Source organism: Actinoplanes regularis (assembly GCF_900188005.1).
In the GTDB taxonomy this organism is placed as follows: Bacteria; Actinomycetota; Actinomycetes; order Mycobacteriales; family Micromonosporaceae; genus Actinoplanes; species Actinoplanes regularis.
The window spans coordinates 238,799-264,445 of the sequence record NZ_FZNR01000007.1 but is presented as its reverse complement, the minus strand read 5'-3'; the positions used below and the strand labels follow the sequence as shown (position 1 = coordinate 264,445).

Annotated in this window: 21 protein-coding genes; 3 read left to right on the top strand and 18 right to left on the bottom strand. The window is 71.0% G+C overall.

What is annotated here, in order from left to right; genetic code table 11:
- The first annotated feature begins 15 nt into the window (after positions 1-15).
- Positions 16-1,887 carry a DUF6528 family protein gene (locus CHC09_RS20705; protein ID WP_143232438.1) on the top strand — a complete coding sequence of 624 codons (1,872 nt, stop codon included), beginning with the start codon at positions 16-18 and terminating at the stop codon, positions 1,885-1,887.
- 156 nt (positions 1,888-2,043) lie between these two features.
- Here CHC09_RS20705 and CHC09_RS20700 read toward each other — a convergent pair whose 3' ends face one another.
- The 12 genes from CHC09_RS20700 to CHC09_RS20645 all read right to left on the bottom strand — a co-directional run bounded on the left by CHC09_RS20700 (position 2,044) and on the right by CHC09_RS20645 (position 15,175).
- Complete coding sequence (locus CHC09_RS20700) at positions 2,044-3,057, bottom strand: Gfo/Idh/MocA family protein (protein WP_089294794.1); 1,014 nt, start codon at positions 3,055-3,057, stop codon at positions 2,044-2,046.
- On the bottom strand, positions 3,054-3,833 hold the full coding sequence (locus CHC09_RS20695) for an ATP-binding cassette domain-containing protein (protein ID WP_089294793.1): 780 nt from the start codon (positions 3,831-3,833) through the stop codon (positions 3,054-3,056). The genes CHC09_RS20700 and CHC09_RS20695 overlap by 4 nt, the downstream gene beginning before the upstream one ends.
- Positions 3,830-4,864, bottom strand: a complete 1,035-nt coding sequence (locus tag CHC09_RS20690; RefSeq protein WP_089294792.1) for an ABC transporter permease — start codon at positions 4,862-4,864, stop codon at positions 3,830-3,832. The genes CHC09_RS20695 and CHC09_RS20690 overlap by 4 nt, the downstream gene beginning before the upstream one ends.
- A complete protein-coding gene (locus tag CHC09_RS20685) occupies positions 4,861-5,850 on the bottom strand; it encodes a substrate-binding domain-containing protein (RefSeq protein ID WP_089294791.1) in 990 nt (329 codons plus the stop codon). The genes CHC09_RS20690 and CHC09_RS20685 overlap by 4 nt, the downstream gene beginning before the upstream one ends.
- Positions 5,847-6,752 (bottom strand): TIM barrel protein, encoded by a 906-nt coding sequence (locus CHC09_RS20680; protein WP_089294790.1) that lies wholly within the window; start codon positions 6,750-6,752, stop codon positions 5,847-5,849. Before CHC09_RS20680 ends, CHC09_RS20685 begins: the two co-directional genes overlap by 4 nt.
- On the bottom strand, positions 6,749-8,257 hold the full coding sequence (locus tag CHC09_RS20675; protein WP_089294953.1) for a CoA-acylating methylmalonate-semialdehyde dehydrogenase: 1,509 nt from the start codon (positions 8,255-8,257) through the stop codon (positions 6,749-6,751). The genes CHC09_RS20680 and CHC09_RS20675 overlap by 4 nt, the downstream gene beginning before the upstream one ends.
- 147 nt (positions 8,258-8,404) lie before the next feature.
- Entirely contained in the window at positions 8,405-10,300 is a 1,896-nt protein-coding gene (gene iolD / locus CHC09_RS20670; RefSeq protein ID WP_089294789.1) for a 3D-(3,5/4)-trihydroxycyclohexane-1,2-dione acylhydrolase (decyclizing), read from the bottom strand.
- Entirely contained in the window at positions 10,297-11,190 is an 894-nt protein-coding gene (iolB, locus tag CHC09_RS20665) for a 5-deoxy-glucuronate isomerase (RefSeq protein WP_089294788.1), read from the bottom strand. Before iolB ends, iolD begins: the two co-directional genes overlap by 4 nt.
- Entirely contained in the window at positions 11,183-12,133 is a 951-nt protein-coding gene (gene iolC / locus CHC09_RS20660) for a 5-dehydro-2-deoxygluconokinase (protein ID WP_089294787.1), read from the bottom strand. The genes iolB and iolC overlap by 8 nt, the downstream gene beginning before the upstream one ends.
- Positions 12,134-12,343: 210 nt before the next feature.
- Positions 12,344-12,946 carry a GNAT family N-acetyltransferase gene (locus CHC09_RS20655; RefSeq protein ID WP_089294786.1) on the bottom strand — a complete coding sequence of 201 codons (603 nt, stop codon included), beginning with the start codon at positions 12,944-12,946 and terminating at the stop codon, positions 12,344-12,346.
- Complete coding sequence (locus CHC09_RS20650) at positions 12,943-14,478, bottom strand: APC family permease (RefSeq protein WP_239138366.1); 1,536 nt, start codon at positions 14,476-14,478, stop codon at positions 12,943-12,945. The genes CHC09_RS20655 and CHC09_RS20650 overlap by 4 nt, the downstream gene beginning before the upstream one ends.
- A 46-nt stretch (positions 14,479-14,524) precedes the next feature.
- Positions 14,525-15,175, bottom strand: a complete 651-nt coding sequence (locus CHC09_RS20645; RefSeq protein WP_089294784.1) for a GOLPH3/VPS74 family protein — start codon at positions 15,173-15,175, stop codon at positions 14,525-14,527.
- Between the two features lie 428 nt (positions 15,176-15,603).
- Here CHC09_RS20645 and CHC09_RS20640 point away from each other — a divergent pair, with 428 nt between their 5' ends.
- Together CHC09_RS20640 and CHC09_RS20635 are read left to right on the top strand one after the other, a co-directional pair.
- The gene (locus CHC09_RS20640) at positions 15,604-16,371 is read left to right on the top strand and encodes a dioxygenase family protein (protein ID WP_203833148.1); all 768 of its coding nucleotides are present in this window, start codon (positions 15,604-15,606) and stop codon (positions 16,369-16,371) included.
- A gap of 212 nt (positions 16,372-16,583) precedes the next feature.
- Positions 16,584-17,585, top strand: coding sequence for a TerC/Alx family metal homeostasis membrane protein (locus CHC09_RS20635; RefSeq protein ID WP_089294783.1), 1,002 nt, complete (start codon positions 16,584-16,586; stop codon positions 17,583-17,585).
- A 273-nt stretch (positions 17,586-17,858) separates the two neighbouring features.
- Here CHC09_RS20635 and CHC09_RS20630 read toward each other — a convergent pair whose 3' ends face one another.
- The 6 genes from CHC09_RS20630 to CHC09_RS20605 all read right to left on the bottom strand — a co-directional run bounded on the left by CHC09_RS20630 (position 17,859) and on the right by CHC09_RS20605 (position 25,590).
- Complete coding sequence (locus CHC09_RS20630) at positions 17,859-18,107, bottom strand: hypothetical protein (RefSeq protein ID WP_089294782.1); 249 nt, start codon at positions 18,105-18,107, stop codon at positions 17,859-17,861.
- 651 nt (positions 18,108-18,758) lie between these two features.
- Positions 18,759-21,524, bottom strand: a complete 2,766-nt coding sequence (locus CHC09_RS20625) for a helix-turn-helix transcriptional regulator (protein WP_239138367.1) — start codon at positions 21,522-21,524, stop codon at positions 18,759-18,761.
- A gap of 63 nt (positions 21,525-21,587) precedes the next feature.
- Positions 21,588-22,178, bottom strand: a complete 591-nt coding sequence (locus CHC09_RS20620; protein WP_179277203.1) for a hypothetical protein — start codon at positions 22,176-22,178, stop codon at positions 21,588-21,590.
- Between the two features lie 20 nt (positions 22,179-22,198).
- Positions 22,199-23,416 (bottom strand): ABC transporter permease, encoded by a 1,218-nt coding sequence (locus tag CHC09_RS20615; protein ID WP_089294780.1) that lies wholly within the window; start codon positions 23,414-23,416, stop codon positions 22,199-22,201.
- 40 nt (positions 23,417-23,456) lie between these two features.
- Positions 23,457-24,308, bottom strand: coding sequence for an ABC transporter ATP-binding protein (locus CHC09_RS20610; RefSeq protein WP_089294779.1), 852 nt, complete (start codon positions 24,306-24,308; stop codon positions 23,457-23,459).
- A gap of 73 nt (positions 24,309-24,381) precedes the next feature.
- Positions 24,382-25,590, bottom strand: a complete 1,209-nt coding sequence (locus CHC09_RS20605) for an efflux RND transporter periplasmic adaptor subunit (RefSeq protein WP_089294778.1) — start codon at positions 25,588-25,590, stop codon at positions 24,382-24,384.
- Between the last annotated feature and the right edge of the window lie 57 nt (positions 25,591-25,647).

Sequence of the window (25,647 nt, the reverse complement as noted above, 5' to 3'; positions counted from 1 at the left end):
ATATAGGATCCCATGATGATCACACGGGGTTCCGGCGCCGCTCTCGCGGCGCTGATAAGTGGGTTGTCGCTGGTCGCGGTGGCACCGGCCACCGCGGCGGCGGCCACTTCGGACTACAAGATCCTGGCCGGCGACCAGAACACCAACAAGATCTATCGGCTGGACCCGGCGACCTCGGCGTGGGAGGGCTGGACCTGGGCGCCGACCGCGGCCCGGGGCTTCTCCGCCGCCGAGATCGCCGGGTTCAACGGCGGCAACGACTTCCGGATCCGCGACACACCCGCCGGGCAGCGGCTCGTCGTGGTGGACGGTGCGGGGCTCGCGACGGTGGCGACCTATCCGGAGGGTGACCGGGTCTGGGCGAACAAGGCGCCCGGCACGGACAATCGGCACTCGATCGAGCTGATGCCGGACGGGAACGTGGCGGTCGCCGCCACCGACGGCGGCTATGTGCGGGTGTACTCGACCTCTTCGGGCTCGTCGGCCACGTTCGCCCTCCAACAGGCACACGCGGCGCTCTGGGACCCGGTGATCCAACGGCTGTGGGTGGCCGGCTCCCCGGGATTCGGGACGGACGACGAGGTTCAGGTCCTCAAGGCGCTCGAGGTGACCGGTCCGGCCTCGGCTCCGGGCCTGCGCGAGGACCCGGCCCGGACCCGGGTGCTCAGCAACGGCAAGGACGCCGTGCACGACGTGTCGGCCGACCCCGTCGACCCGGACAAGCTGTGGATCACCACCAACGGCCGGGTGTACACCTACGACAAGGCCACCCGGGAGCTCACCGGCGCCGGCGCCGGGATCGACCGCGGTGCGGTGAAGTCGATCAGCGGGCAGCCGTCCGGGCAGATCGTCCAGACCCAGGCGGATTACTACAAGAATCCGGCCGGGGCGTGCGGCTCGATCAACAAATGGTGCACCGCGACGCTGGACTTCTTCGGGCCCGCCAAGTCGGTGACCAGGTCTGGGGCGCAGTTCTACAAGGCCCGGGTGGCGAACCCGCACTACGGCGTCGAGGACCTCGTCCAGCGCGGCGCGGTGTTCGACACGGCCGGCGGCACGGCCACCCGGATCGACGGCAACCTCAAGATCGGCCAGATCGCCGCCACCGCGGACACGGACGGCCGGCTGCACGTACTCACCCTGATTCCGGGCAGCGGGATGTGGTCACGCACCCGGGGCACGGACGGCGCGTGGGAGGTCCCGGCGACCCAGGCGGACTCCAGTGCGAGGATCACCGACGCGGCGATCGTCGCCGATCCGGACGGCAACCTGCACGCCTTCACGCTCGTCCCGGGCTCGGGCGTCTGGTACCGCGTACGGCCGGCCGGCGGGGCCTGGGCCACGACGTCCAAGCAGGTCGACGCGAGTGCCGATGTCACCTCGATCGCCGCCGTCGTCAATCCGGTGACCGAGCGGCTGCATCTGCTGACGGCCGGCGCGAGCGGCGTCCGGGACCGTACCGGCAGCACGGCCGGGGTGTGGAACAGCACCGCCATGCAGGTCGACGGGAACACCAACATCGCGGATGTGTCCGCCGCCGCTCTACCGGACGGCGGCCTGCACCTGTTCGCGGTCACGGCGTGGGGCAGCGTCTATCACCGCACCGGCGACGACACCGCCTGGACCGGATCGGCGTCCCTGTTGCCCGGTGGCGGCGAGAGCCCGGCCACCGGACAGGTGCGAGCGCTGGCCGTGGCGGGCTGGCCGGCGTCGCAGCTCGACCTGGTCACCGTCCGGTCCGGCCTCGGCGTGTGGAACCAGACCTGGAGCGGCGGCTCCTGGCCGGCTCCGGTTCGCGGTGACGCCGACCCGGGCGCTCTGCAGGCGTACGCGGCGCGGCTCGCCGACGGCACCCTGCACACCGGAAAGATCACCGAGATCTCCTGACCGGTCGAGCCGGCCCGCCCGCCGCACCGTGCCCCCGGCACGGCACGGCACGGCGCGGCGGGCGGGCCCTTCCGCGTCAGGACTGCTCAGCCCACGGCCAGAACCCGTTGGTTCCCGCCTCGAGCAGCGGCACCATCCGAAAAGCAGAATCGGTTTTCAGTAGAGCCCGGGCCGCTCGGCGAGGGTGACCTCGATCCGCTCGCCGGTCCGCAGGGCGCGCACCGCGGCGTCGGACACCACCGCGGCGGCGTACCCGTCCCAGGTCCCGGGGCCACCGCTCACGCCGCCGCCGAGAACCGAGTCGGCCCACGCCCGCAGTTCGACGTCGTAGGTGGAGCCGAACCGGTCGCGCCAGTCCGCCGGCACCGGAGTGGCAACCCGGCCCGCCCGACGAACCGAGATCAGCCCCGGATCGCCGAGCGAAACCGTACCGTCCTCCCCCAGGATCTCCCCCCGGATGTCATATCCATATCGGACGTTGACCGAGATCTCGACGTCGACCAGCACCCCGTTGGCGAGCTCCAGAACGATCAGCATCGGGTCCGGCAGGTCCCCTGCGTTCCGGCTCGCCCGGGGCCGCAGCACGCGGACGGCGGCGATCTCGCTGCCGAACATCCAGCGCACCATGTCGATCTCGTGCACCGCGGTGTCGGTGATCGTGTTCTCCGGCTCGTAGAAGGCCGGGACCCCGGCGTTGCGGTGCGCGCAGTGCATCATCAGCGGCGCGCCGATCGCCCCGCTCTCCAGCGTCTGCTTCATCGCCAGGTAGGCGGCGTCGTACCGCCGCATGTAGCCGACCTGGACCAGTCTGCTGCCGTGCGCGACCTCCGCCGCCATGATCCGCAGGCAGGCTTTCTCGGTGGTGGCGAGCGGCTTCTCGCAGAACACCGGTTTACCGGCCGCGATGGCCGCCAGCACGTACCGCTCGTGCGTCCCGCCCCAGGAGCAGACCAGGACCGCGTCCACGGAGTCGGCGGCGATCAGGTCCAGGCCGTCCGGGAAGGCCACCGCCCCCGCCTCGGCCGCCACCCGCTCGGCGACCGTGGGATCGACGTCGGCGACCGCGACCACGGCGAGCCCGGAGAGGACCGTGGTCATCCGCCGGATGTGGTCCCGCCCGATCATGCCGGTGCCGATCACGCCGACCCGGAGCGTGGTGGGTGCGGTCATGACGGGCGCTCCAGCTCGCGCGCCAGTTCGGCGATTTCGTCACCGCCGGCCATCTGCGTGGTCAGGTCCTTCAGGGTGACGCCGCCACGCTGGGCGTCGAGGACGGCCGTGCCCAGTTTGAGGATCACGAAGTGGTCCCCCACCAGGTAGGCGTGCTGCGGGTTGTGGGTGATCAGGATGACGCCGAGACCCGCGTCGCGGGCCGCGGCGATGTACTTCAGCACCACCCCGGACTGCTTCACGCCGAGCGCCGCGGTCGGCTCGTCGAGAATCAGGACCCGGGCGCCGAAGTAGACCGCCCGGGCGATCGCCACGCACTGCCGCTGGCCGCCGGAGAGCGTTCCGATCGGCTGATCGAGGTCGGCCACCACGATGCCCATCTTGCGGAGCTCCTGGTCCGCGATCCGTTTCATCTCGCGCACCCGCATCCCGGCCAGCGGGAAGCGCCCGGAGGTCAGTTCGGAGCCGAGGAAGAAGTTGCGCCACACCTCCATCAGCGGGACCACGGCCAGATCCTGATAGACCGTCGCGATGCCGAGGTCCAGGGCCTCGCGGGGCGATCCGAAGTGCCGGTCCTCGCCGTCCACCCGCAGCGATCCGGAGGTGTGCGGGTGCAGCCCTGAGATGATTTTGATCAGGGTGGACTTGCCGGCGCCGTTGTCGCCGAGTACGCAGGTCACCTCGCCGGCGCGGACCCGCAGGTCGACGCCGTGCAGGGCACGGATCGGGCCGTAGTTCCGGCCGACACCGATCAGCTCGACGAGCGGCTCGGTCACGTCGGTTCTCCTTCCGGCGAGACCGACCGGGAGAACCCGGCGGAGGAGGTGGCGAGCCTTTTGACGTACGTGTTGACCAGGACCGCCAGCAGGAGCATCACGCCCAGGAACGCCTTGAACCAGTTCGGGTCCCAGCCGGCGTAGACGATCCCCAGGCTGGTCGTCCCGAAGATGAAGGCGCCGATCGCCGAGCCGAGCGCGTTGCCGAACCCTCCGGTCAGCAGCGTCCCGCCGACCACGGCGGCGATGATGTAGAGGAACTCGTTGCCCACGCCGTTGCCGGCCTGGAGTGTGTTGAACCGGTAGAGCGAGTGCATGCCCACGAACCAGCCCAGGAACGAGACGGTCATGAACAGACCGATCTTGGTCCGGGTCACCGGGACGCCGACGGCGCGGGCGCTCGCGGCGGAGCCCCCCACCGCGTAGATCCAGTTGCCGATCCGGGTGCGCCGCGACGTCCAGGCCGCGAGCCCGACGAAGAGGACCCACCACAGTACGGTGATCCAGACCGTCGCGGAGCCCAGCGTGGAGCTCGACGCGAAGATCCGCTGAAGCGAGCCGTACCCGTCGATCGCGCTGATGTCACGGCTCGACACCGAGCCGGTGACCAGCTTGGTCACGCCGAGGTTCGCACCCTGCAGCACGAAGAACGTGCCCAGTGTGATCAGGAAGCTGGGGATCCCGGTGCGCGTCACCAGCCAGCCGTTCAGGAACCCGACGAGCAGGCAGAAGAGCAGGGAGAGCAGGGCGCCGGCCCAGAGGTTGACGCCGAAATACCAGCAGAACATCGAGTTGACCAGGCCGGCGCTGATAGTGATCACGCCGGCTGACAGGTCGAACTCGCCGCCGATCATCAGCAGGCCCACGCCGACCGCGACGATCCCGATGGTCGACGACTGGTAGAGCACGGTGCAGAACGACGCCCAGGAGCGGAACGACGGCGCCACCAGCAGGAAGAACCCGAAGATCACGAACGCCGCGGCCAGCGCGCCCACCTCGGGGCGCGCCAGCAGCCTCGCGAGATGTCTCACCGGGTGTTCTTCTCGGTGAACGGGAGGATCTTGTCGATGTTCGTCTTGTCCACGAACGAGGGTCCGGTCAGTACGGCCTTGCCGCCGCCGATGTCATTACCGTTCTTCAGGTACAGGTAGAGCGAGGTGACCGCCAGGTAACCCTGCACGTACGGCTGCTGGTCGATGGCGAACTCCACCTGGCCGTCCTTGATCCGCTTGGCAATCTCCTGGTTCAGGTCGAAGGTGACCAGCTTGGCCGAGGACGACGCCTGCTGCTTGGCGTTGATCGCGTCGAGGGCGATCGGCGCACCCAGCGTCACCACGTAGTCGATCGACTTGTCCTGCGCGAGCTTGGCCTGCAGGGTGGTCGTCACGGCACTGTCGTCAGCACCGTTGACCTGCAGGTTCTCCGTGCCGGGGACGGCGCTCCTGACCCCGGCGCAGCGGGCCTCGAGGGCCACCGAGCCGGTCTGGTGGATCACGCAGAGCGGATGCTTGGCGCCCTCGCCGGCGATCCGCTTGCCGAGGCTGGTGCCGGCGAGGGACTCGTCGGAGCCGAAGTACATCAGCGCGCCGACCTTCTGGTACTGGTCGATGCCGGCGTTCAGGCCGACCACCGGGATGCCCGCGGCGGTGGCCGACTTGACCGCGCCGGTCAGGGCGTCCGGAGTGACCAGGGTGGTCGCGATCCCGTCGACCTTGGCGTCGACCGCGCTCTGGATCAGGCCGGCCTGCTTGCCGGCGTCCGGGTCGTTCGAGTACTTGAGGGTGACGCCCTCGTCCTTGGCGGCCTGTTCGGCACCGGCGCGGACCTTGTCCCAGAACGTGTCGCCGGGAGTCTCGTGGGTCACGAAGGCGATGGTGTAACCGGAGCTGCCGGGAGCGTTCCCGCCGCCGGTGGTGGTGTCCGGGTCGGTCTCCTCCCGGCCGCCGCCGCTGCAGGCGGTGAGCGCGAGGACCACCACCGCACCGGTGGCGAGCAGGCCGCGCCGGAAAGGCCTCATATGAAATCTCCCGTCTCTTCGAGATATCTGCGGGTGCGGGTGGCGATCGGCAGCGGAACGTCGAAGTCCACCGGGTACATGTCCTGCTCGACCACGACGAACAGCTCCCTGTCAAGGGCGGCGAGCGCCGCGAGGACGGCCGGCACGTCCGGGGCGCCGGACGGCGGGGCGACGCTCACCCCGAGGGCGACGGCCTGGGCGAAAGCCAGATCCTCGGCGGCCGCGCGGGTGGCGAGGACCGGGTCCATCTGCTTGAGGTGCACGTACCCGATGCGGTCCGGGTAGTCGCGGATCAGCCCCAGCACGTCGGCACGGCGATAGGCCAGATGACCGGTGTCCAGGCACAACGACACGAACCGTGGATCCGTCCCGGCCAGGAACCGCTCCACCTGCTGCTGGTTCTCCACCTGGTAGTCGGCGTGCGGATGGAAACGCAGGCTCAGCCCGTACTCCTCGGCGAGGATCCGCCCCAGCGTGTTCGTGTTGTCCAGCAGCGCCCGCCATTGCCCGGGCCCCAGCTCGGACGCTTCGAGATAGCCGCCTGTGGCGTCGTCCCGATAACCCGGCACCGGTACGAACACCACGTCGCGCCCACCTGCCGCCCGGGTCAGCTCGGCGACCCGGCGGGTCTCCGCGGCCACGTCCGGAAAGTTCCGGTGCGGGCCACCGACCCCGCCGACCGTCCCGGCCGCGCAGCTCAGCCCGCGCGCGGCCAACTCGTCCGCGAGCCGTCCGGGATCCGTCGGTAGGTAGCCGTACGGCCCCAGTTCCAGCCAGCGGTAGCCGGCCAGCACGAGCTCGTCGAGGAACCGTGACCACGGGGTCTGCCGGGGGTCGTCGGCGTACCAGACGCCCCAGGAGTCCGGGCAGCTGCCGAGCCGCAGCCGTCGCACGCCGCTCACCGCGCCGTCGGGAAGTGCAGCGAGGCCCGGGCCTGCGGCCCCGCCGAGGGGTCGTCGAACGGCCAGCGCTGGGTGACCACCTTCGCCCGGGTGTAGAACGCGACGCCCTCGGGCCCGTAGATGTGGCTCTGCCCGAAGAGCGAATCCCGCCACCCGCCGAACGAGTGGTAGGCCATCGGCACCGGGATCGGCACGTTGATCCCGATCATGCCGACGTGCACACCCCGCTGGAACCGGCGGGCCGCGGCGCCGCTGTTGGTGAAGATCGCCGTCCCGTTGCCGTACGGATTGCTGTTGATCAGTTCGATCGCCGCGTCGACGTCGGGCGCCCGCAGGATCGACAGCACCGGCCCGAAGACCTCTTCGCGGTACACGTCCATCCCGGTCCCGACGTGGTCCAGCACGGTCGGGCCGACGAAGAACCCGTTCTCGTACCCGGGAATCTTCAGGCCCCGCCCGTCGACCGTGACGGAGGCGCCCTGCCGCTCCCCCGACTCGATGAGGTTCTCGATCCGCTCCTTCGCGGCCGCCGTGATCACCGGCCCCATCTCGCTGGCCGGGTCCCGGCCCGGGCCGACCACCACCTCGCCGGCCTTGCGGCCCACCAGTCCGGCCAGTTCCCCGGCGGCGGAGCCGACCGCGACCGCCGCCGACACCGCCATGCACCGCTGGCCGGCCGACCCGAACGCGGACGCCGCGAGCTGGTCGGCGGCGAACGCGAGATCGGCGTCGGGCAGCACCACCGCGTGGTTCTTGGCACCGCCGAGGGCCTGCACCCGCTTCCCGGCCGCGCTCGCCTCCCGATGGATGTAGCGAGCGACCCGCGTGGACCCGACGAACGACACCGCGGCGATCCCCGGATGCCGCAGGATCGCGTCGACCGCCACCCTGTCGCCGTGCACCACGTTGAAGACGCCGTCCGGCAGCCCCGCCTCCCGCCAGAGCTCCGCGACGAATCCCGACGCGGACGGATCACGTTCGCTGGGCTTGAGCACGAACGTGTTGCCGCAGGCGATCGCGATCGGGTGCATCCACATCGGCACCATCGCCGGGAAGTTGAACGGCGTGATCCCGGCGACCACGCCGAGCGGCTCGCGGAACCCGAACACGTCCACCCCGGCCGACGCCTGATCCGAGTACGAGCCTTTGAGCAGCTCCGGAATCCCGCAGGCGTACTCGATCACCTCGAGGCCGCGCTGGACCTCCCCGGCGGCGTCGGAGAGCACCTTGCCGTGCTCGTCCGAGACGATCTCGGCGAGCTGCCCGGCCCGGGCGCTGACCAACTCCCGGAACGCGAAGAGGATCTTCGTACGGCGGCTCAGGGACTCCTCCCGCCACGTCTCGAACGCGGCCGTGGCGGCGGTGACCGCGGCGTCCACATCGTCCGGCTCGCCGAGCAGTACCTCATGCTGCACCGCCCCGGTTGCCGGCTGATGGACCGGGGCTCGGCGAGTGGCGGCTCCGGCGGTGTACCCGCCGCCGATCCAATGCGCGATGGTGCTCATGCCGCCACCTCCGCTGCGCTCCGGCGTCGCCATGAGCAGACAACTGTGCTGATCGATTCGGTCGCAAGCTCCCTCACACCGCCACCTCCGCTGCGCTCCCGCGCCATGAGCAGACGACTGTGCTGATTGATTCGCTCGCAAGCTCGCTCATGCTTGCCCTCCGGGTCGCAGATGATGCCGCTGGTCGCGCTTGCCCTCCAGGTATCCGGCGCGGGCGTGCCGGGTGCTGTGCAGGGTGGCGACCTCGGCGACGGGGACGTCCCACCACGAGTCCGAACCGGGGCCGGTGGCGAGCGGATCGGTCTCGACGTGCACGACGGTCAGGTGGTCCGCCTCGCGGGCCCGCTTCAGCCCCTCGGCCAGGTCGGCCGCGGTCCGGCAGCGGATCACCGCGGCCCCCAGGCTCTCCGCGTTCAGCGCCAGGTCGACGGGGAGCAGCGGGCCGTCGTAGTCGCCGGTCTGCGCGTTCTTGAACCGGTAGCTGGTGCCGAACCGCTGCGATCCGACCTGCTCGGAGAGGGCGCCGATGGAGGCGAAGCCGTGGTTCTGGACGACGACCACGATCAGTTTCACGCCCTCGGCGATCGCGGTGACGATCTCCTGCGCCATCATCAGGTAGGAGCCGTCGCCGACCAGCGCGTACACCTCGCGGGACGGGTCGGCCAGCTTGATCCCGAGCGCGCCGGCGATCTCGAAGCCCATGCAGGAGTAGCCGTACTCGACGTGGTACTGCTTCGGATCGCCGGCCCGCCAGAGTCGTTGCAGGTCGCCGGGGAGGCTGCCGGCCGCCTGGACGACGACGTCGCGCGCTCCGCACGCGTCGTTCACGACGCCGATCACCTCGGCCTGGGTGGGCAGCTCGCCGGACCTCTTCCGGTACGCCCGGTCGACGGTGGCGTTCCACGCGGCCACATCGTCGTGGAAGTCACCGGTGAAACGCCGCCCGTGCAGCGCCGGGCGCAGCGCCGCGAGACCGGCCCGGGCGTCGGCGACCAGCGGCAGCGCGGAGAGTTTGCCGGCGTCGAAGGAGGCCACGTTGAGGTTGACGAACCGGACCTGCGGGTGCCGGAACGCGGTCCGCGAGGCGGTGGTGAAGTCCGAGTACCGGGTCCCGACGCCGAGCACCACGTCGGCGTGGCCGGCCAGCCGGTTCGCCACCGGGCTGCCGGTCGCGCCCAGCCCGCCGACCGCGTTCGGGTGGTCCCAGCTGAGCGCGCCCTTGCCGGCCTGGGTGTCGGCGACCGGGATGCCGGTCTCCCGGGCGAAGCGGTCCAGCTGTCCGGACGCCTCGGAGTAGATCACCCCGCCGCCGGCCACGATCAGCGGGCGCTTGGCGCCACGGATCACCGCCGCGGCGGCCTCGACGGCGAGCGGGTCGGGGACCGCGCGGGCCACATGCCAGACCCGCTGGGCGAAGAGTTCGTCCGGATATTCGTACGCCTCGGCCTGCACGTCCTGGGGAAGGCAGATCGTGACCGCACCGGTCTCCACCGGGTCGGTCAGCACCCGCATCGCACCGAGCAGGGCCTGCGGCAGCTGCTCGGGCCGCCAGACCCGGTCGAAGTACTTCGACAGCGGCCGGAACGCGTCGTTGACCGAGACGTCGCCGAACCGGGAATCCTCCAGCTCCTGCAGCACCGGGGTGGCGACCCGGGTGGCGAACACGTCGGAGGGCAGCAGCAGCACCGGGATCCGGTTCACGGTGGCCAGGGCCGCACCGGTGAGCATGTTGGTGGAGCCGGGGCCGATCGAGGCGGTGCAGGCCATCGCGGACAGCCGGTTGCGCATCCGGGCGTAACCGACCGCGGTGTGCACCATGGCCTGCTCGTTGCGGGCCAGGATGTAGGGCATCTCCGCCCGGCCCGAGGCCGCTTGACCGGTGCGCTGGGCCTGCAGCAGCGCCTGTCCGATGCCGGCGACGTTGCCGTGCCCGAAGATGCCGAGGAACCCGGCGACGGCCCGCTGCCGGATCCCGTCGCGTTCGGTGAGCTGGTTGGCCAGGAACCGCACTACCGCCTGCGCGACGGTGAGCCGATGCTTCATGTCCGTCTCCGCTCCCGGGCCGTGGTGAGGGGCAGCCGTGGGTCGATCTCCTGGACCGCCCAGGCGCCGCGGACCCAGCCGTGCTCCGGGTCGTCGCGGATCAGCCAGCGCCGTTCGCCGGGGCCGGCCATCACGTTCAGGTAGTAGAGGTCGTAGCCGGGGGCGGCCATCGACGGGCCGTGCCAGCCGTACGGGATCAGCACCACGTCGCCGCTGCGCACCTCGGCGCAGACGTCGATCGGGCGGTCCGGGTGGCCGTACACCCGCTGGTAGCCGCAGCCGGGCCGGCCGGACGGCGACGGCGCCACCTCGAAGTAGTAGATCTCCTCCAGGCGGCTCTCGCCGGGGCTCTGCTCGTCGTGCTTGTGCGGCGGGTACGACGACCAGTTCCCGCCCGGGGTGAGCACCTCGACGGCGATCAGCGCGTCGGCCTCGAACGATTCCGGTGTGCAGAAGTTGTTGACCTGCCGGCTGGCGGAGCCGGCACCGCGCAGCTCGACCGGCACCTCCTCGGCCGGGCCGTACCGGAACGGAAGCTGGCGCCGGGCCCGCGCGGCGGGCAGCGCGAACCGCCCGCCGTTGGGCGCCCGGAGGCTGACCACGGCGTCGCGCGGCAGGTAGGCGAAGTCGGTGACCCTGGAGAAGACCGAGCGGCGGCCGGTCAGGGTGAGGCGTTCGTCGTCGCAGGCGACGTCGCAGCCGCCGATCAGCGGGAGGACGAGCATCTCGTCGCCGCCGGTGACGAACTTGACGCGGCCGCCGACCGGAAGCTGGACGACGCGCAGGCCACTGTGCGTCCAGCCGGCGTTCTCCGGGTTGACCACTACCTCGAACGGGCGCTCGGCGGTGGAGCCGTGCCGGACCAGCGGGTTGACCCGGGCCTCAGTCATGGCCGGCCCCGTCGAGCAACTCCCGGACCTCGGCTTCGGTGGGCATCGCGTCGGCGCAGGCCAGCCGGGTCGCGACCAGGGCGCCGGCGGCGTTGGCGAAGTGGATCGTCGCGCCGAGGTCCCAGCCGGCGAGCAGGCCGTGGCAGAGGGCGCCGCCGAACGCGTCGCCGGCGCCGAGGCCGTTGACCACTTCGACTTCACAGGCCCGGGCGTACGCCGTCCCGGTGCGAGTGGCGGCGCTGACCCCGGCCGGGCCCTGTTTGACGACGGCCAGTTCCACACCGGCGTCGAGCAGTGCGGCGGCGGCCCGGGCGGGGTCGCGCTCGCCGACCGCGATCTCGGTCTCGTCGACGTTGCCGACGGCCACGGTGGTGTACCGCAGCGCCTCGGTGTACCAGGGGCGGGCCTCGGCCGGCGAGCTCCAGAACATGGGTCGCCAGTCGAGGTCGAAGACCGTCGTTCCGGATCTGTCGCGCTCCTTCAGCGCGGCCAGGGTCGCCTCGCGCGACGGTGACGCGCTCAGCCCCGTACCGGTGACCCAGAAGATGTCAGCCGAGCGAATCGCCGCCATGTCCAGTTCGGACGGGTATATCTCCAGATCCGGGGCTTTGGGGTATCGGTAGAAGTAGAGCGGAAACCGATCAGGCGGAAAGATCTCACAGAAGGTGACCGGCGTCGGCAGGCCCTCGACCGCGCTGACGTACCGGTCGTCGACCCCGAAGTCCCGCAGCGCCGTGCGCAGGTAGTCCCCGAACGGGTCCGCCCCGACCCGGGTGATCACCGCCGCCCGCCGCCCGTGCCGGGCCGCGGCCACGGCCACGTTCGTCGCGCTGCCGCCGAGGAACTTGCCGAACGTCCGCACCTCGGCCAGCGGCACCCCGATCTGCCGCGGGTAGAGATCGACGCCGATCCGCCCCATCGTCAGGACTTCCGGTACGGGCATGTCCGTCCCTCCGGCCATCCACGCGGGAGGAGCAGGTCCCGTGCGGTCACGGACGCGATGAACCAAGCCGTCAGCGGCCGGTGATCGTCCAGGGACGCTGAGTGGACCTGGTTTCGATGTAATTACGCTAGTGCGGCCGCGTCAATACCCGCAGAGAAACGGAAGAAGGGGTACAGGCTCGTCGCCCGTACCCCTTCTCGAGGGAACACGTCAGGAAACGGGACGCCACATCCGATAGAACGGGGTGCCGTCCGGCAGCAGGATCGCGAACGGGTCCATGTCCGTGTAGCCGTACCGGCGGTACAGCCGCACGTTGTTCTCGTTCGTGGCCTCCAGGTACGCCGGCAGGCCCTGCTCGTCCAGGATGTCGTGGACGTTCTTCATCAGTTTGCCGCCCAGCCCGTGGCCCTGCAGCGACGGGCGCACCGCCAGGAACTGCAGGTGCCAGTGCTGCTCGGTGGGGTGGTTCTTCTCGAAGAGCTCGCCCAGCGCGCCGAACCGGTCCAGGTGGTCACCGGCGAGCGCGGTCAGCCGCTCCATGTAGTTCGGGAACTCCGGCAGCGGGGCGACCCGGTCGTACCACACCGCGGCGGCCGCGTAGCCGCCGTCCTCGTGGTCGATGACCTCGACCTTCCCGTGGCTGAAGGCGTACTCGGTCTCCAGCGTGAAGAAGTCGGCCATGATCCGCTCCCGGTCCGCGGGGACCGGGACCAGGTACGCGTCCGCGTCGAGGTGGTCGAACGAGTTCGAGATCAGCGCGCCGATCGCGGTGAGCTCGTCCGCTCGGGCGGGTCGGATGATGAACTCGGTCATCGGCGGGCTCCCCCGTCGGCCGGGTCCGTCGGCTCGGCGAGCGCGGCCGCGAACCCGCCGCCGCCACCGGTGGTAGAGCTGTTGGCGCCCAGGCCGATCCCGTTGTAGACCTGCGGGCGGGCGCCGCGCAGGTAGAGGCCCCAGAGTACGCCGAGGACCAGGATCACGCCGAACGACGTGGGCACCACGATGGCCGGCGTGCTGCCCGGCTCGACGCCCAGCAGGGTGGCGATGTTGTCCAGCGCGAGGTAGGAGACGACCACCAGCAGCACCGCGCTGATCACCGGGGCGACGACCCGGTGCAGGACGTCCTCGTCCGTACGGTGGCGGGCGAAGTATCCGATGACCGCGAACGAGGTGAGCGTGATCAGCAGCAGGACGCCGAGGCCGCCGCCGGTGCCGCCCCAGAAGAAGAGCTGGACCAGCGGGTCCCAGCCGGCCACCGCGTAGGCCACGATGACGATCAGGCCGACCACCGACTGGGCGAGCGAGCCGTTCTTCGGCGCACCGGTGCCCGGCACGGTGCGGCCGAACATGCGCGGCAGCACGCCCTCGCGGCCGAGCGAGAACATGTACCGCGAGATGATGTTGTGGAACGAGATCATCGCGGCGATCAGCGAGGTCAGGAACAGAATGTGACCCAGGTCGGTCGCGATGGTGCCGAGCGGGCCGGCCGCCAGGTTGAAGAAGAGCTCCGGGCCCTCCTCGACGGCGCGGCCGACGACCTTGTCGCTACCGGCGGCGGAGATCATCGCCCAGGAGGCGAACGCGTAGAGCACGGCGATCAGGGCGATCGCGATGTAGGTGGCTCGCCCGACGGTACGCCGCGGGTCGCGCGACTCCTCGCTGAAGACCACCGACTGCTCGAAGCCGACGAAGCCGGTGATCGCCATGACCAGCAGCGCGCCGGCGCCCGCGCCGGTGAGGCTGGAGACGTCGACCGGGGCGGCCGAGGCGTGGAAGCCGTCCGAGAGCAACTCGGCGACGCTGAACACCACGGTCAGCGCGATCTCGGCGACCAGCAGGGTGGCCAGCACCTTGCCGTTGACGGCGACGTCCCGGACACCGAGCACGGCAACCAGGGCCCAGGCCGCCAGGCCGAGCACGTACCAGGGGATGTCCACACCGAACCAGTCCTGGAACAGCGGCTGGCCGATCGCGCCGAAGCCGCCGTACGAGGCGACCTGGAACATGTTGTAGGCGACCAGCGCCACCCACGAGGCGCCGACGCCGACCGGGCGGCCGAGGCCCTGGGAGACGTACGCGTAGAACGCGCCCGCGTTGGAGATGTGCCGGGCCATCGCCACGTAGCCGACCGAGAAGATCGCCAGGACCAGGGCGACCGCGACGAACGCGATCGAGATGCCGGTCAGGCCGGTCACGGCGAGGCCGGTCGGCACGACGCCGGCGACCACGGTGAGCGGGGCGGCCGCGGACATCACGAAGAAGACGACGGCGGCGACGCCGAGCCGGTCCCGGGCCAGGGCGTTGGAGAGTTGGCTCTCCGCGGGTTGGGTTGCGGTCGAAGACACGCGAATCTCCATTTTTATTCAGGGGGTGAGGGGAGGAGGAGCTTTTTCAGGCGCGGCGAGCCAGCACGGCGTCGCCGACGGCGGCCTCGGCATGCGCGACGAGTTGCTGGAGCATCGCCGGGAACAGCCGGCGGAACTGGTCGAACAGCGTGGCCCGGTCACGGGCGTTGAGGGTGGCCAGCACGTGCTGGTCCAGACCGGTGGCCAGGATCAGCCCGGCGAGCAGCAGGTCGGCCACGTCGAGCTGCTCGTCGCGGGAGACCTTGGTGCGGATGCGGGTGGCGGGCCAGCCGGCGGTCATCGAGTCGGCCGGCACGAACGAGACCTTGGTGCCGAGGATGCCCCGTTTCTCCACCCGCTTGATCAGGCCGCCCCGGGAGAGGCGGCGCTCGACCAGGTCGGTGGCGATGCCGGTGGACAGGTACGAGATCCAGTTGCGCACGCCGTGCTGGCCCGCCTCGCGCCGGATCTGCTCCAGCAGGGCCGTGGTGGCGGCGTCACCGGTCGGGCGCTCGTCGATGACGATCAGCTCCGTCTCGACCAGGTCGACGCGGCGCCAGAGCATGAGCTCACCGAGCAGTGCCGCGCCCAGACCGAGCCCGAGCGTGGCCGGGGACAGCAGCGATTTACCGCGGATCGTGTCGTGCGCGGTCAGATAGAGATCGTCCGCGGGCGGTAGCTGCGGCGGTAACGCCACGGCTTGTTCTCCTTTCGACGCCTTAGGAATGCCCGCGCAGTTCACCGAACGTAATCAAGGTGATGTACCACGAAGCAATGTCGTTGCGCTCCCCGTAGCGCGACCGCGTGTAGCCTGCCAAACACGGTCGATATGCGCAACGTCCGGATAGGACAAATGCCGGTTCCATAGTGGGCGAAGTTGATCACAAGTCCTGCCAGGTATTTCGAGCGTCGATCAATAAACCCAGGCCGGGCCGGGATATCACGGCCGACTTAACAAACTCGAAACGTCCATCAATCCCCCGCAGGCCCGGGGGCGGGACCGTCCGCGCCGCAAAATTCAAGATCAATTATTACTGTAAGTAAGCGTCCGTGCGGATAGTTGAAGGATCAAGCATTTCGGCGTACGGTGGTGGTCAGTTAGTTGAAGTTTCAACGGAGGTCACCATGCGGATGCCCACCCTGTTCCTGAGCCACGGCGCTCCGCCCCTGGTAGATGACGCCACCTGGGTCGCGCAACTGCGCGACCTCGCGGCCGCCCTCCCCCGTCCGAAAGCGATCCTGATGGCCTCCGCCCACTGGGAGTCGGCCCCACTGATGCTCGGCGCCACCGAAACCGTGCCCCTGGTGTACGACTTCGGAGGGTTCGCCCAGCGTTACTACGAGGTGCGGTATCCGGCCCCCGGTGCCCCGATCCTCGCCGACCAGGTGGCCGCGCTGATGCCGGATGGCGAGACGGTCGCCCGCACCGATCGCGGCCTGGACCACGGGGCCTACGTTCCGCTCACCGTCATGTACCCGGAAGCCGACATCCCGGTGCTGCAGATGTCGCTGCCCACCCTCGAACCGGACCGGCTGCTCGAACTCGGCGCCCGGCTCGCCCCGCTGCGTGACGAGGGCGTGCTGATCGCCGGCTCCGGATTCACCACGCACGGGCTGCCGTTCCTGCGCGACTGGAGCCCCACGGCCGCCGCGCCCGGCTGGTCCCGCGAGTTCGACGCCTGGACCGCGGAGACCCTGTCCCGGGGCGCCGTCGACGAACTGGCGGACTTCCGCGCCGTGGCCCCCGGCATGCCGTACGCGCACCCGACCATCGAGCACTTCGCCCCGATGTTCCTCACCCTGGGCGCCTCCGGTGCCCCCGACCAGGCCCCGAGTCAGCCGATCGACGGCTTCTGGATGGGTCTGGCGAAGCGCTCCTTCGTCACCGCCTGAGACCGGACGCGCCGGACCGCTCACCTCTCCCCCGGGTCCGGCGCATCTTTCCCTGGGTGCGGCGCGTCTCCCCGGGTCCGGCGTGCTTTCCGGTCCTCAGGCCGCGATCTCCACGCCGTGATCCGGCCCGGTCGGTGCGGCCCGGCGGTCACTCAGGTTTCTTCCAGGCGATTCCGGGCGTTCTTTGCAGGAAATTTGGGGATCCTGTGAGCATGCTTGAGGTCACCGCGCTCGGCTGGACCCTGACGATCGGCGTCATCGCCGCCCTGCTCGCCCTCGATTTGGCCCTGGGGGTGTTACGGCCGCATGTCGTCGGCTTCCGGGAGGCCGCCGGCTGGTCGATCTTCTACATCGCGGTCGCGATCGCGTTCGGGCTCGTCTTCGGGAGCGTCGCCGGCTGGAATTTCGGCGCTGAGTACTTCGCCGGCTACATCGTCGAGAAGAGCCTGTCGATCGACAACCTCTTCGTCTTCGTGATCATCATGAGCACGTTCGCCGTGCCGGAGCGCTACCAGCAGGAGGCGCTCACCTTCGGGATCATCATCGCGCTGGTCCTGCGGGTCGTCTTCATCGCGCTCGGCGCCACGCTGCTGAGCCTGTTCTCGTTCATGTTCCTGATCTTCGGGCTGATCCTGATCTACACGGCGGTGCAGCTCTTCCGGCACCGCGACGAGGATCCCAGCGTCGATGACAACGGGCTGGTCAAGGCGGCCCGGCGCTGGCTGCCGGTGACCGAGGACTACGTCGACGGCAAGATGATCACCCGGGTCGACGGGAAGCGGATGGTCACCCCGCTCTTCCTGGTCCTGCTCGCGATCGGCAGCACCGACATCCTGTTCGCCCTCGACTCGATCCCCGCGGTCTTCGGCGTGACCGAGCAGGCGTACATCGTCCTCGTCGCGAACGCGTTCGCCCTGCTCGGCCTGCGTGCCCTGTTCTTCCTGGTGAAGGGCCTGCTGGACCGGCTGGTCTACCTCTCCACCGGGCTCTCGGTGATCCTCGCGTTCATCGGGTTCAAGCTGATCCTGCACTGGGCGCACAAGGCCGTCAGCCCCTCGGTCCCGGAGGTCAGCACTCCGGTCTCGCTCGGCGTGATCATCGGCATCCTGGTCGTCACGACCGTCGCCAGCCTGATCAGATCCGGACGCGACCCGTCGTTGAAGGCGCACGCCGGCAGCCTCCAGGCCCACCCGGACCGCCAGCCCCACCAGTGACCACCGTCGCGGCCGCGACCCTCGGCCGTCCGTCCGCGACCGATGAGCCTTCTCCGGTACGGCGCCCCGGCGCTCTCACGCCGGGACGGTCACGGGTCAGCCCGATCCGGGACGGTCCAGACCCGGAACACAGAACCGCCCCGGCACTCTCGTGCCGGGGCGGTTACGGGTCAGCGCGCGATCCGGGGACGGGCCGGACCTGTCGTGGTAACCCGCCGGGTCGGCCTTACGACCCGGGGTCCAGTGTGTAATTCGGGGTGCGGCCCGCGTGGATCAGGCGTGGCCGCCGCCGACGCCGGACGACTGCACGGCGGCGTGGTAGCGGCGCTCCGCGTCCTGGCTGTTGAGGATGGCCTCGATCTCGCGGGTCTCCTCGGCGGTGTGCCGACCCAGCATCAGGTCCAGCTCGGTGCGCTCGGCGTGGGTACGGAACGCGGCGAGTTCGGCGGACAGCTGGCGGTGGGCGCGGCGCTCGGCGAGACGGTTGATGATCGACTTACGAATCTCACGGATGAACGGCATTGAGCACTCCTCGACGGATTGTCACGGAGAAAGCCTCGTCGCTTCCGGGTACAACAATGCCGAGCGTTTGCGACATCCCCAAATCGACCAGGTAAAACTTGGAAGCTGAAAGTGACGGCCACCACCGGATCATGGTTACCCCCATCACTCTGCGTCGCCGCTCCCCTGGTCAGCGATACCTGGTGATCTCAGCCACGGCAACCACTCCTAAGGCACGAGCCGGCGCGGTCGCCGGCTGGTCCCGGCAGTGCTGTCCGGGCCTCCGACACGACGATGGCGGCGAGCCGGAGGGGACGGGCCGGCTGTCACGGTCGAACCCCGAGCGTGGACACCGCCACCGGAACCAGCCCGGGTCCGGTGGCGCGCCGCGGCCCGGGAAGGGCAGCGCCCTCGCGCGGTGAAGGGGAGGGCAGGGCGGCGCGCCACGGGCGGGAATGGCAGCAGCCTCGCGCAGTGAGCCGAACGGGCCGGGGCGCGCGCCGGAGTCTGGGGTGCGACGGACGTCGCGCGAGATCGCCACAGGGCTCGGCCGAGAGGCCCGACCGCGGGGCTCCATCGGACGTACCGGAGAAGGGTTGAAGAAGAGCCGGCGGCCCGGCGGCGATCGACGGGTTGAGAAGAAGGACCAGCAGCCCAGCGGCGACCGAAGGTCTAGTTCGGGTCGGGGAGGGTGCCTTCGATGGCCTGGAGGCGGGAGGAGAGCTGGGTGCGGGAGCGGACGCCGAGTTTGCGGTAGACCCGGGTCAGGGTCGCCTCGACCGTCTTCACGCTCAGGTACAGGCGGGAGGCGATCTCCCGGTTGCTGGCGCCGTCCCGGACCATGGCGGCGATGCGCAGTTCCGTCGAGGTCAGGCCCTGTTCCGGGGCGAGGCTGCCCTCGGTGCGGGCCAGCGCGCGCTCGGTCTCCTCGGCCCAGGGGCGGGCGTCGGCGGACATGAAGATCGCCAGGGCGGCGCCGATCAGCAGGCGGGCGGCGGCATAGCGGCGCCGGCGGCGTTCCGCTCCGCCGGCCACCAGCAGCGCGTGACCCTGCTCGACCGGCTGGCGTAGCTGCTCGAACAGGTGCGCGGCGGCGGTGGAGAGCTCGACGGCCGAGTCCGCCTGGCCACTCTCGGAGTGGACGATCGCGGTGGCCCGGTCCAGGTAGCCGGCCAGGGCGGGGCTGCTGCCCAGCTGTTCGGCGGCCTTGCGGGCGCGGGCCAGCGTCTCGGCCGCCTCGACGTGGTCGCCGAGCGCGGCCAGACCGGCGGCCAGGTCGGCGTGCCAGCGCACGATCATCGGGTCCGAGTTGCCGGCCTCGGCCTCCAGGTCACGCAGGCGGCGCAGCGCGGCGACCCCGGCCCGGGTCTCGCCGGAGCGCAGGCCGGCCTGGCCCAGCGCGTGTAGGTTCCGGCGTAGATAGATGTTGTCGCCCTCCTGTTCGGAGGCGCGGATGCCGCGCTGGGCGAAGCCGGCGGCCGCGGGCAGACTGCCGCCGGCCAGCTCGGCGACCGCGGCGGTGTACCAGGTCGGGCCGGGACTCAGGCCGGCCTCCTGCGCGGCCTGCACGGCGCGATGGGCGTACCGCAGCGCCTCCCGGCAGCGTCCGGCCCGCGTCGCCACCTCGGAGAGGCTACGCAGCACCTCGACCCGGGCCTCGCCGATCCGGTCGTGTTCGGCGACCGCGAGCAGGGCCAGCAGTTCGGCGCGGGCCTCGTCGAGCCGGTCGTCGATCATCGCGAAGCGGGCGGCCATGTAGTGCGGTCCGAGATGGAGCCAGTCCGGCGCCGGGGAGGCGGGCAGCGCGAGGGCCCGGGCGAGCGAGTCGCGCCAGGCCGGTTCGCCGCGCATCCGCTGGATCTGGGCGAGGCCGCTGAGCGCCATCGCCTCGCTGGTCGCGTCGCCGGCCCGGCGGGCGATCGCGATGGTGCGCAGGGCCTCGACGGCGGCCCGGTCCGGCTCGCCGGTGATCATGGCCTGCCAGGTGAGCCGGAGCCGGACCGGAGCGAGCAGCGCGGGGTCCTCGCCGGCCTCGGCGAGCGCCGCGGCGAACATCTCACCCATCTCGCCGAGCGCCTGCCCGGCCAGGTCGATCAGGACGACCCGGGCCCGGACCCGGTGGCCGGCGGGGGCGTCGGCGGCGATCACCGCCTCGGCGGCTCGCCCGGCCAGGGCCGGCGCGCCGCCGGTGAGCGCGGTGCGGGCGGCGGTGACCAGCCAGTCGAGGCGCTCGGCGGCCAGCTGGTGCGGGCTGCGGTCGGCGGCCAGCAGGTAGAACTCGGCTGCGGTGCGATCGGCCCCGCGGGCGGCGCACTGGGCGGCCGCGGCGGCGAGCCGCCGGGCCACGCCGGCGTCCGGGCGGGCGGCACGCAGGGCACGATGCCGCAGCGCCTCGAGCGGTTCGAGCGCGGCCGCGGCGAGTGCGGCATGAGCTCCGGTACGTTCACCCGCCGCCGTCTGCTCGACCAGCACCTGCGCGATCAGCGACGGCGTGAACCGGATCGCCTCGCCGGTCACCTCGACGACGCCCGCCGCGGCGGCCAGGCGCAGCTCGCGGTCGGCCTCCTCGCGGCCGGCGCGCAGCAGCAGGGTGACCGTCGGGTCGGTGGCCAGCGCCGCCATCAGCAGGGTCGCGTGCACCTCGGCGGAGAGACAGTCGAGCAGGTCGCGGGCCAGGTCACGAGCGGCCTCGGGCAGCGGCGGCGGACGCCAGGCGGGACCGTCGGCGCCGGTACTGCCCAGGGCGAGGGCCAGGAACGGGTTGCCGGCGCTGGCACGGTGCAGGCGGCTGGCCGTGCGGCAGGGCAGGCCGCGGGCCTCGAGCATGGCGGTGAGGTCGTCCGGGGTGAGCGGCGGCACGGCGATCTCGGTGACCGGGGGCGGGCAGAGCCGGGCGGCACGGCCGCGACCGCCGCGGTCGGGGCGGCGCTCGGCGGTGATGGCCCGGATCCGGGCGCCGGGGCGGCGGCGCATCGCGAAGCCGATCAGCGCGGCCGACTCCGGGTCGAGCCACTGCACGTCGTCGAGGACGAGGAGCACCCCGGCGCCACGGGCGCTGTACGCGAGCAGGGCGGGCAGCAGCAGGCGGCGGGCCAGGGCCGGAACGCCGGTGCGGGGCGGCCGCCCCTGACGCAGGGCGGCGAGCGAGTTGCGAGCGGCGGGCGCGAGGGCCGCCACCGCGTCCGGCGGCACCTGGCGGACGAGGTCGGCGACGCCCGCGTACGCGAGGGTGCGCTCGCCGCGCGCCGGCCGCAGGCGCAGGATCCGCTCCCCGCGCGCCGCGGCCTGCTCGGCGACGGCGTCGAGCAGCGCGGTCTTGCCGATGCCGGGCGGCCCGTGCAGGGCCACCCCACCACCACCGGCAAGGCGCGCCTCGATCTCGGCGAGCAACGGTGCCCGCCCGTGCAATGTGGGCAGTTCGCGCGGCAACGCGGCCACCCCCTAGTCCTGAGCTGGGCTCAGCCTAGGGAGCGGAGGCCGCGCTCATCAATGGGTGCTTGGTCACTTGTGCTGCGAGGTCAGCGACGTGGCGGTGACCGCGCCGTCGCTCCCGGTCGCACCCTTGACCGTGATCGAGTCGCCCGCTTTCACGTCGGCGAGCTTGCCCTTCTTCGCGGTCGACACCGTGGTCTTGCCGTCGGTGTTGACCGTGACGACCGTGCCGTCCGCGGTCTGCACGTAGATCGTGGTGCCGTTGACCAGCTTGACCGTGCCGGTGGTGCCGGCGTCGGTGGTCCCGGTGCCGCCCGTGCTGCCCTGGCCGGCGCCGGAGTTACCGCCACCGCCGAAGTTGCCACCACCGGGGAAGCCGCTGGCGCTCAGGCCGGTCGGGAAGCCACCGCCGCTGCGGCCGCCGGGGAAGCCGGAGGCGGCGGTCGAGGACTGGCCCCACTCCTTCTGCGAGTAGACCCCGCCGAGGAAGCCGCCCATCAGCAGCACGGCCACGCCCAGCCCGATCGTGCCCCGGTTCCACCACTGCTTGGGCGCGGCGGCGGCGAGCTCCTTGGCCAGGCCCTCGTTGTCGGTGTCGTCGGGCTCGACCGGGTCGGCGGGCGCCGGCACGGTCGGCAGGACGGCGGTCTCGTCGTTCATCCGGTTCACAGCTTCAGTCCTCACTCGTAGCGCAGCGCGTCGATGGGACGCAGGCGGGCGGCGCGGGCGGCGGGCAGGCCGCCGAAGAACAGCCCGATCGCGATGGACACACCGACGGCGAGCCCGATCGAACTGGGCACGATCACGGGTTTCACGCCGACGATCGTGAAGTGGCTGCCGATCAGCGCGGCCGCCACGCCGAGGGCGCCACCGAGCACGCTCAGCAGGGTCGCCTCGATCAGGAACTGGGTCATGATCGTCCGGCGGGGCGCGCCGAGCGCCTTGCGGATGCCGATCTCCCGGGTCCGTTCGGTGACCGTGACCAGCATGATGTTGGTGATCCCGATGCCGCCGACCAGCAGACTGATCGCGGCGACCGCGCCGAGCAGCGTGGTGAACGTGTCGGCGGTCTCGGTCTGGGTCTCCAGCAGCGACGACGCGTTCTGGATCCGGTACGGCGTGCTGTTGCTGTTCCCGCTCGACGACGTGGACGACACGTTCAGCTGCTGGTCGAGGATCGTGGAGACCTCGCTCTGCACCGCGTCCACCTTGTCCGGGTCCTTGGCCTCGACGATGATCGAGGTCAGCGAGCCGTAGCCGGCGAGAACCTGCTGGACCGCGGTGAGCGGGGCGACCGCGGTGTCGTTGGAGTCCTGGAAGCCGGTGGAGCTCTTCTCCTTGAGCACGCCGACCACGGTGAACAGCGCGCCGCTCACGGTGACCTGCTTGTCGATCGGGTCGACCCCGGGGAACAGCTCCTCGGCGACGGTCTGTCCGATGACGACCACCCGGCGTCCCTGGTTGACGTCGTCCTCGGTGAACGACGCGCCCTTCTCGACCGGGGTGCTGGAGGCGGCGAACCAGGCGGGCGTGGTGCCGACGAAGGTGCTGACCGAGTGGTCGGAGCCCTCGTACGTCATCGTCGCCGACGACGCGCTCACCACCGGGGAGACCGACTTGATGTCCGGGGCGAGCTCCGGGTCGATCAGCGCGTCGGCCATCTTCTTGGTGAGCGCCGTGCTGCTGGACCCACCGCGGCCGGTGCTCATCACGGTGATGGTGTTGGTGCCCAGCGCCTCGATCCGGTCGCTGATCGCCTTGGCCGAGCCGTTGCCGACCGCGACCAGCAGGATCACCGCGGCGACACCGATCAGGATGCCGAGCATGGTGAGCGCCGAGCGCAGCTTGTTCGCCGACAGACCCCGGAGCGAGAACCTGACGACCTCAAAGAAGTTCATGCGAGCACCCCGCGTTTGATTTTTTCCTCGCTTCGCCCGGTCATGAGCTGTGCCGGCCCCCGTTCCACTCCGAGCCGGCCGGACTGCCGTAGGTGGTGCCCCCGGCCCGGACCGCGACTGCGTGACCGGCCGCGACGTGGCCGGCGGCGACCGCCTGCACCCGGGCGTGCGCGGCCGCGGCGCCGACCGGCGGGAGGTCGATCGGGGACTGCCGGACGTCGGTCACGATCGCGCCGTCGACCAGGCGGACCAGGCGCTTGGCCCGGGCACCGACCTCGTTCTCGTGCGTGATGATCACGATGGTCCGCCCGGCCGCGCTCAGGTCGTCGAAGACCTTCAGCACGTCGTCGGTGGACTTGCTGTCCAGGTTGCCGGTGGGCTCGTCGGCGAGCAGCAGGGCCGGCTCGGTGACCAGGGCCCGGGCCACCGCGACCCGCTGCTGCTGACCACCGGAGAGCTGGTTGGGCTCGTGATCGGCCCGGTCCGCGAGACCGACGATGTCCAGGGCGGCCAGCGCGCGGCGGCGCCGCTCCGTCGGTTTCACTCCGGCGTACGCCAGGGGCAGCTCCACATTCGCCACCGCGGACGTACGAGGGATCAGGTTGAACGCCTGGAAGATGAACCCGATGAGCCGGTTGCGGGCCAGGGCGAGCTGGGCGTCGGAGAGCGTGCCGACCTCGACACCGTCCAGCTTGTACGAACCGGTCGTGGGGATGTCGAGCGCGCCCAGGATGTTCATCAGGGTCGACTTGCCCGAGCCGGACGAGCCCATGATCGCCACATAGTCGCCACGGTGCACGGTCATCGAGACCCCGCGCAGCGCGTGGACGGTCGCCTCACCCGTACCGTAGATCTTCTTGAGGTCCTGGACGTCGAGGACCGGGCGGCTCATCGCGCCACCTCCGCTGCGCTCCGGCGCCGCGATGAGCTGATGACTGTGCTTTTGGATTCGCTCGCAAGCTCGCTCATCGGCCGCCACCGTTGCCGGTCCGGGCGCCGCCGCCACCGAGGTTTCCACCGCCGAGGTTTCCACCGCCACCGGGAAAGTTACCGCCGCCGGGGAATCCGTTCTGCTGGTTGCTGCCGCTGCTGGTCGAGGTCGTCTTGACGACGACGCTCTCGCCGGCGGCGAGCCCGGAGGTGATCTCCGTGGTGGAGTCGCCCGCGAGGCCGATCTCGACCGTGCGGGTCTCCTTCACGCCGTTGGCGACCACGGTGACCGTGTGCCGGTTGCCGACCGTGGTGATCGCCGCGGAGTTCACCGCGATCACGTTCTCCTTGGAGCCGGTGGTCACCACGACCGAGACGGTCTGTCCGACCTTCGCGCCGGTCGGCACCTTGTCCAGGGTCAGCGTGACGCCGTAGGTGACCACGCTGTTCGAGGTGGTGCCGGAGGGGTCGATCGCGGTGACCTTGGCGCTCTGGCTGGTGCCGCTGAGCGCGTTCCAGGTCACCGTGGCGACCTGCTTCTCCTTGAGCTTGGTCGCGTCCGCCTCGGCGAAACTCGCGGAGACCTGCATCTTCGTCAGGTCGGCGATCTCCATGAAGCCGGTGGAGGACGACGACGAGGAGTCCGACCCGCCCCCGCCCTGCGAGCCGCCGCCGCTGGACGAGCTCGACGAGCCGGTGCCGGAGGCGGAGCTGCCGACCGTGCCGCTGATCGACGTAATCGTGCCGGCCATCGGGGCGGTCAGGGTGGTCCCGGCGACCCCGGCCTCCGCGTCGTCGACCGCCAACTGGGCCTCGGTCACGGAGTTCTCCGCGTCGGTGGTGTCCGAGCCGGCGTCCTGCGCCCGGTCCAGCGCGTCGTTCGCGGCGTCCAGGTTGGCCTCGGCCTCGGCCAGCGTGCGCTTGGCCGCCGCCGGGTCGACCTTCGCCAGCACCTGTCCCTTCTTGACCTTGTCGCCGACCTTGACGCTGATCGCGGTGACCGTACCGCTCGTCTCGAAGCTCGCACTCGCGGTGCTCGCGCTCTCCACGGTGCCGTCCGCGGTCACGGTCTTGGTGACCGTGCCCTGCTGGGCCGAGACCGTTCGCTCGGAGGCCACGGCGGCCGTTCCCCCGTCGCCGGAGGAGGAAAATGTCTCGTACACCGTGATGGCCCCGGCGACGAGCACGACGCCGATCACGGCGTTGACCACCAGGGACGGGTGGCGGCTCAGGCGTACCTTCATGCCGCACACTCTGGGTGCGCGGCCTTGGAGGAGATTCGGCGGAAGCTCGGAGCCAGC

What these genes read in the sequence shown, in the direction of transcription:
- CHC09_RS20705 (WP_143232438.1), top strand. Translation starts at nt 16, where the DNA reads ATGATCACACGGGGTTCCGGCGCCGCTCTCGCGGCGCTGATAAGTGGG.
- CHC09_RS20700 (WP_089294794.1), bottom strand. Translation starts at nt 3,057, where the DNA reads ATGACCGCACCCACCACGCTCCGGGTCGGCGTGATCGGCACCGGCATG.
- CHC09_RS20685 (WP_089294791.1), bottom strand. Translation starts at nt 5,850, where the DNA reads ATGAGGCCTTTCCGGCGCGGCCTGCTCGCCACCGGTGCGGTGGTGGTC.
- CHC09_RS20675 (WP_089294953.1), bottom strand. Translation starts at nt 8,257, where the DNA reads ATGAGCACCATCGCGCATTGGATCGGCGGCGGGTACACCGCCGGAGCC.
- iolD (WP_089294789.1), bottom strand. Translation starts at nt 10,300, where the DNA reads ATGAAGCATCGGCTCACCGTCGCGCAGGCGGTAGTGCGGTTCCTGGCC.
- iolB (WP_089294788.1), bottom strand. Translation starts at nt 11,190, where the DNA reads ATGACTGAGGCCCGGGTCAACCCGCTGGTCCGGCACGGCTCCACCGCC.
- iolC (WP_089294787.1), bottom strand. Translation starts at nt 12,133, where the DNA reads ATGCCCGTACCGGAAGTCCTGACGATGGGGCGGATCGGCGTCGATCTC.
- CHC09_RS20655 (WP_089294786.1), bottom strand. Translation starts at nt 12,946, where the DNA reads ATGACCGAGTTCATCATCCGACCCGCCCGAGCGGACGAGCTCACCGCG.
- CHC09_RS20640 (WP_203833148.1), top strand. Translation starts at nt 15,604, where the DNA reads ATGCGGATGCCCACCCTGTTCCTGAGCCACGGCGCTCCGCCCCTGGTA.
- CHC09_RS20635 (WP_089294783.1), top strand. Translation starts at nt 16,584, where the DNA reads ATGCTTGAGGTCACCGCGCTCGGCTGGACCCTGACGATCGGCGTCATC.
- CHC09_RS20630 (WP_089294782.1), bottom strand. Translation starts at nt 18,107, where the DNA reads ATGCCGTTCATCCGTGAGATTCGTAAGTCGATCATCAACCGTCTCGCC.
- CHC09_RS20620 (WP_179277203.1), bottom strand. Translation starts at nt 22,178, where the DNA reads ATGAACGACGAGACCGCCGTCCTGCCGACCGTGCCGGCGCCCGCCGAC.
- CHC09_RS20615 (WP_089294780.1), bottom strand. Translation starts at nt 23,416, where the DNA reads ATGAACTTCTTTGAGGTCGTCAGGTTCTCGCTCCGGGGTCTGTCGGCG.
- CHC09_RS20610 (WP_089294779.1), bottom strand. Translation starts at nt 24,308, where the DNA reads ATGAGCCGCCCGGTCCTCGACGTCCAGGACCTCAAGAAGATCTACGGT.
- CHC09_RS20605 (WP_089294778.1), bottom strand. Translation starts at nt 25,590, where the DNA reads ATGAAGGTACGCCTGAGCCGCCACCCGTCCCTGGTGGTCAACGCCGTG.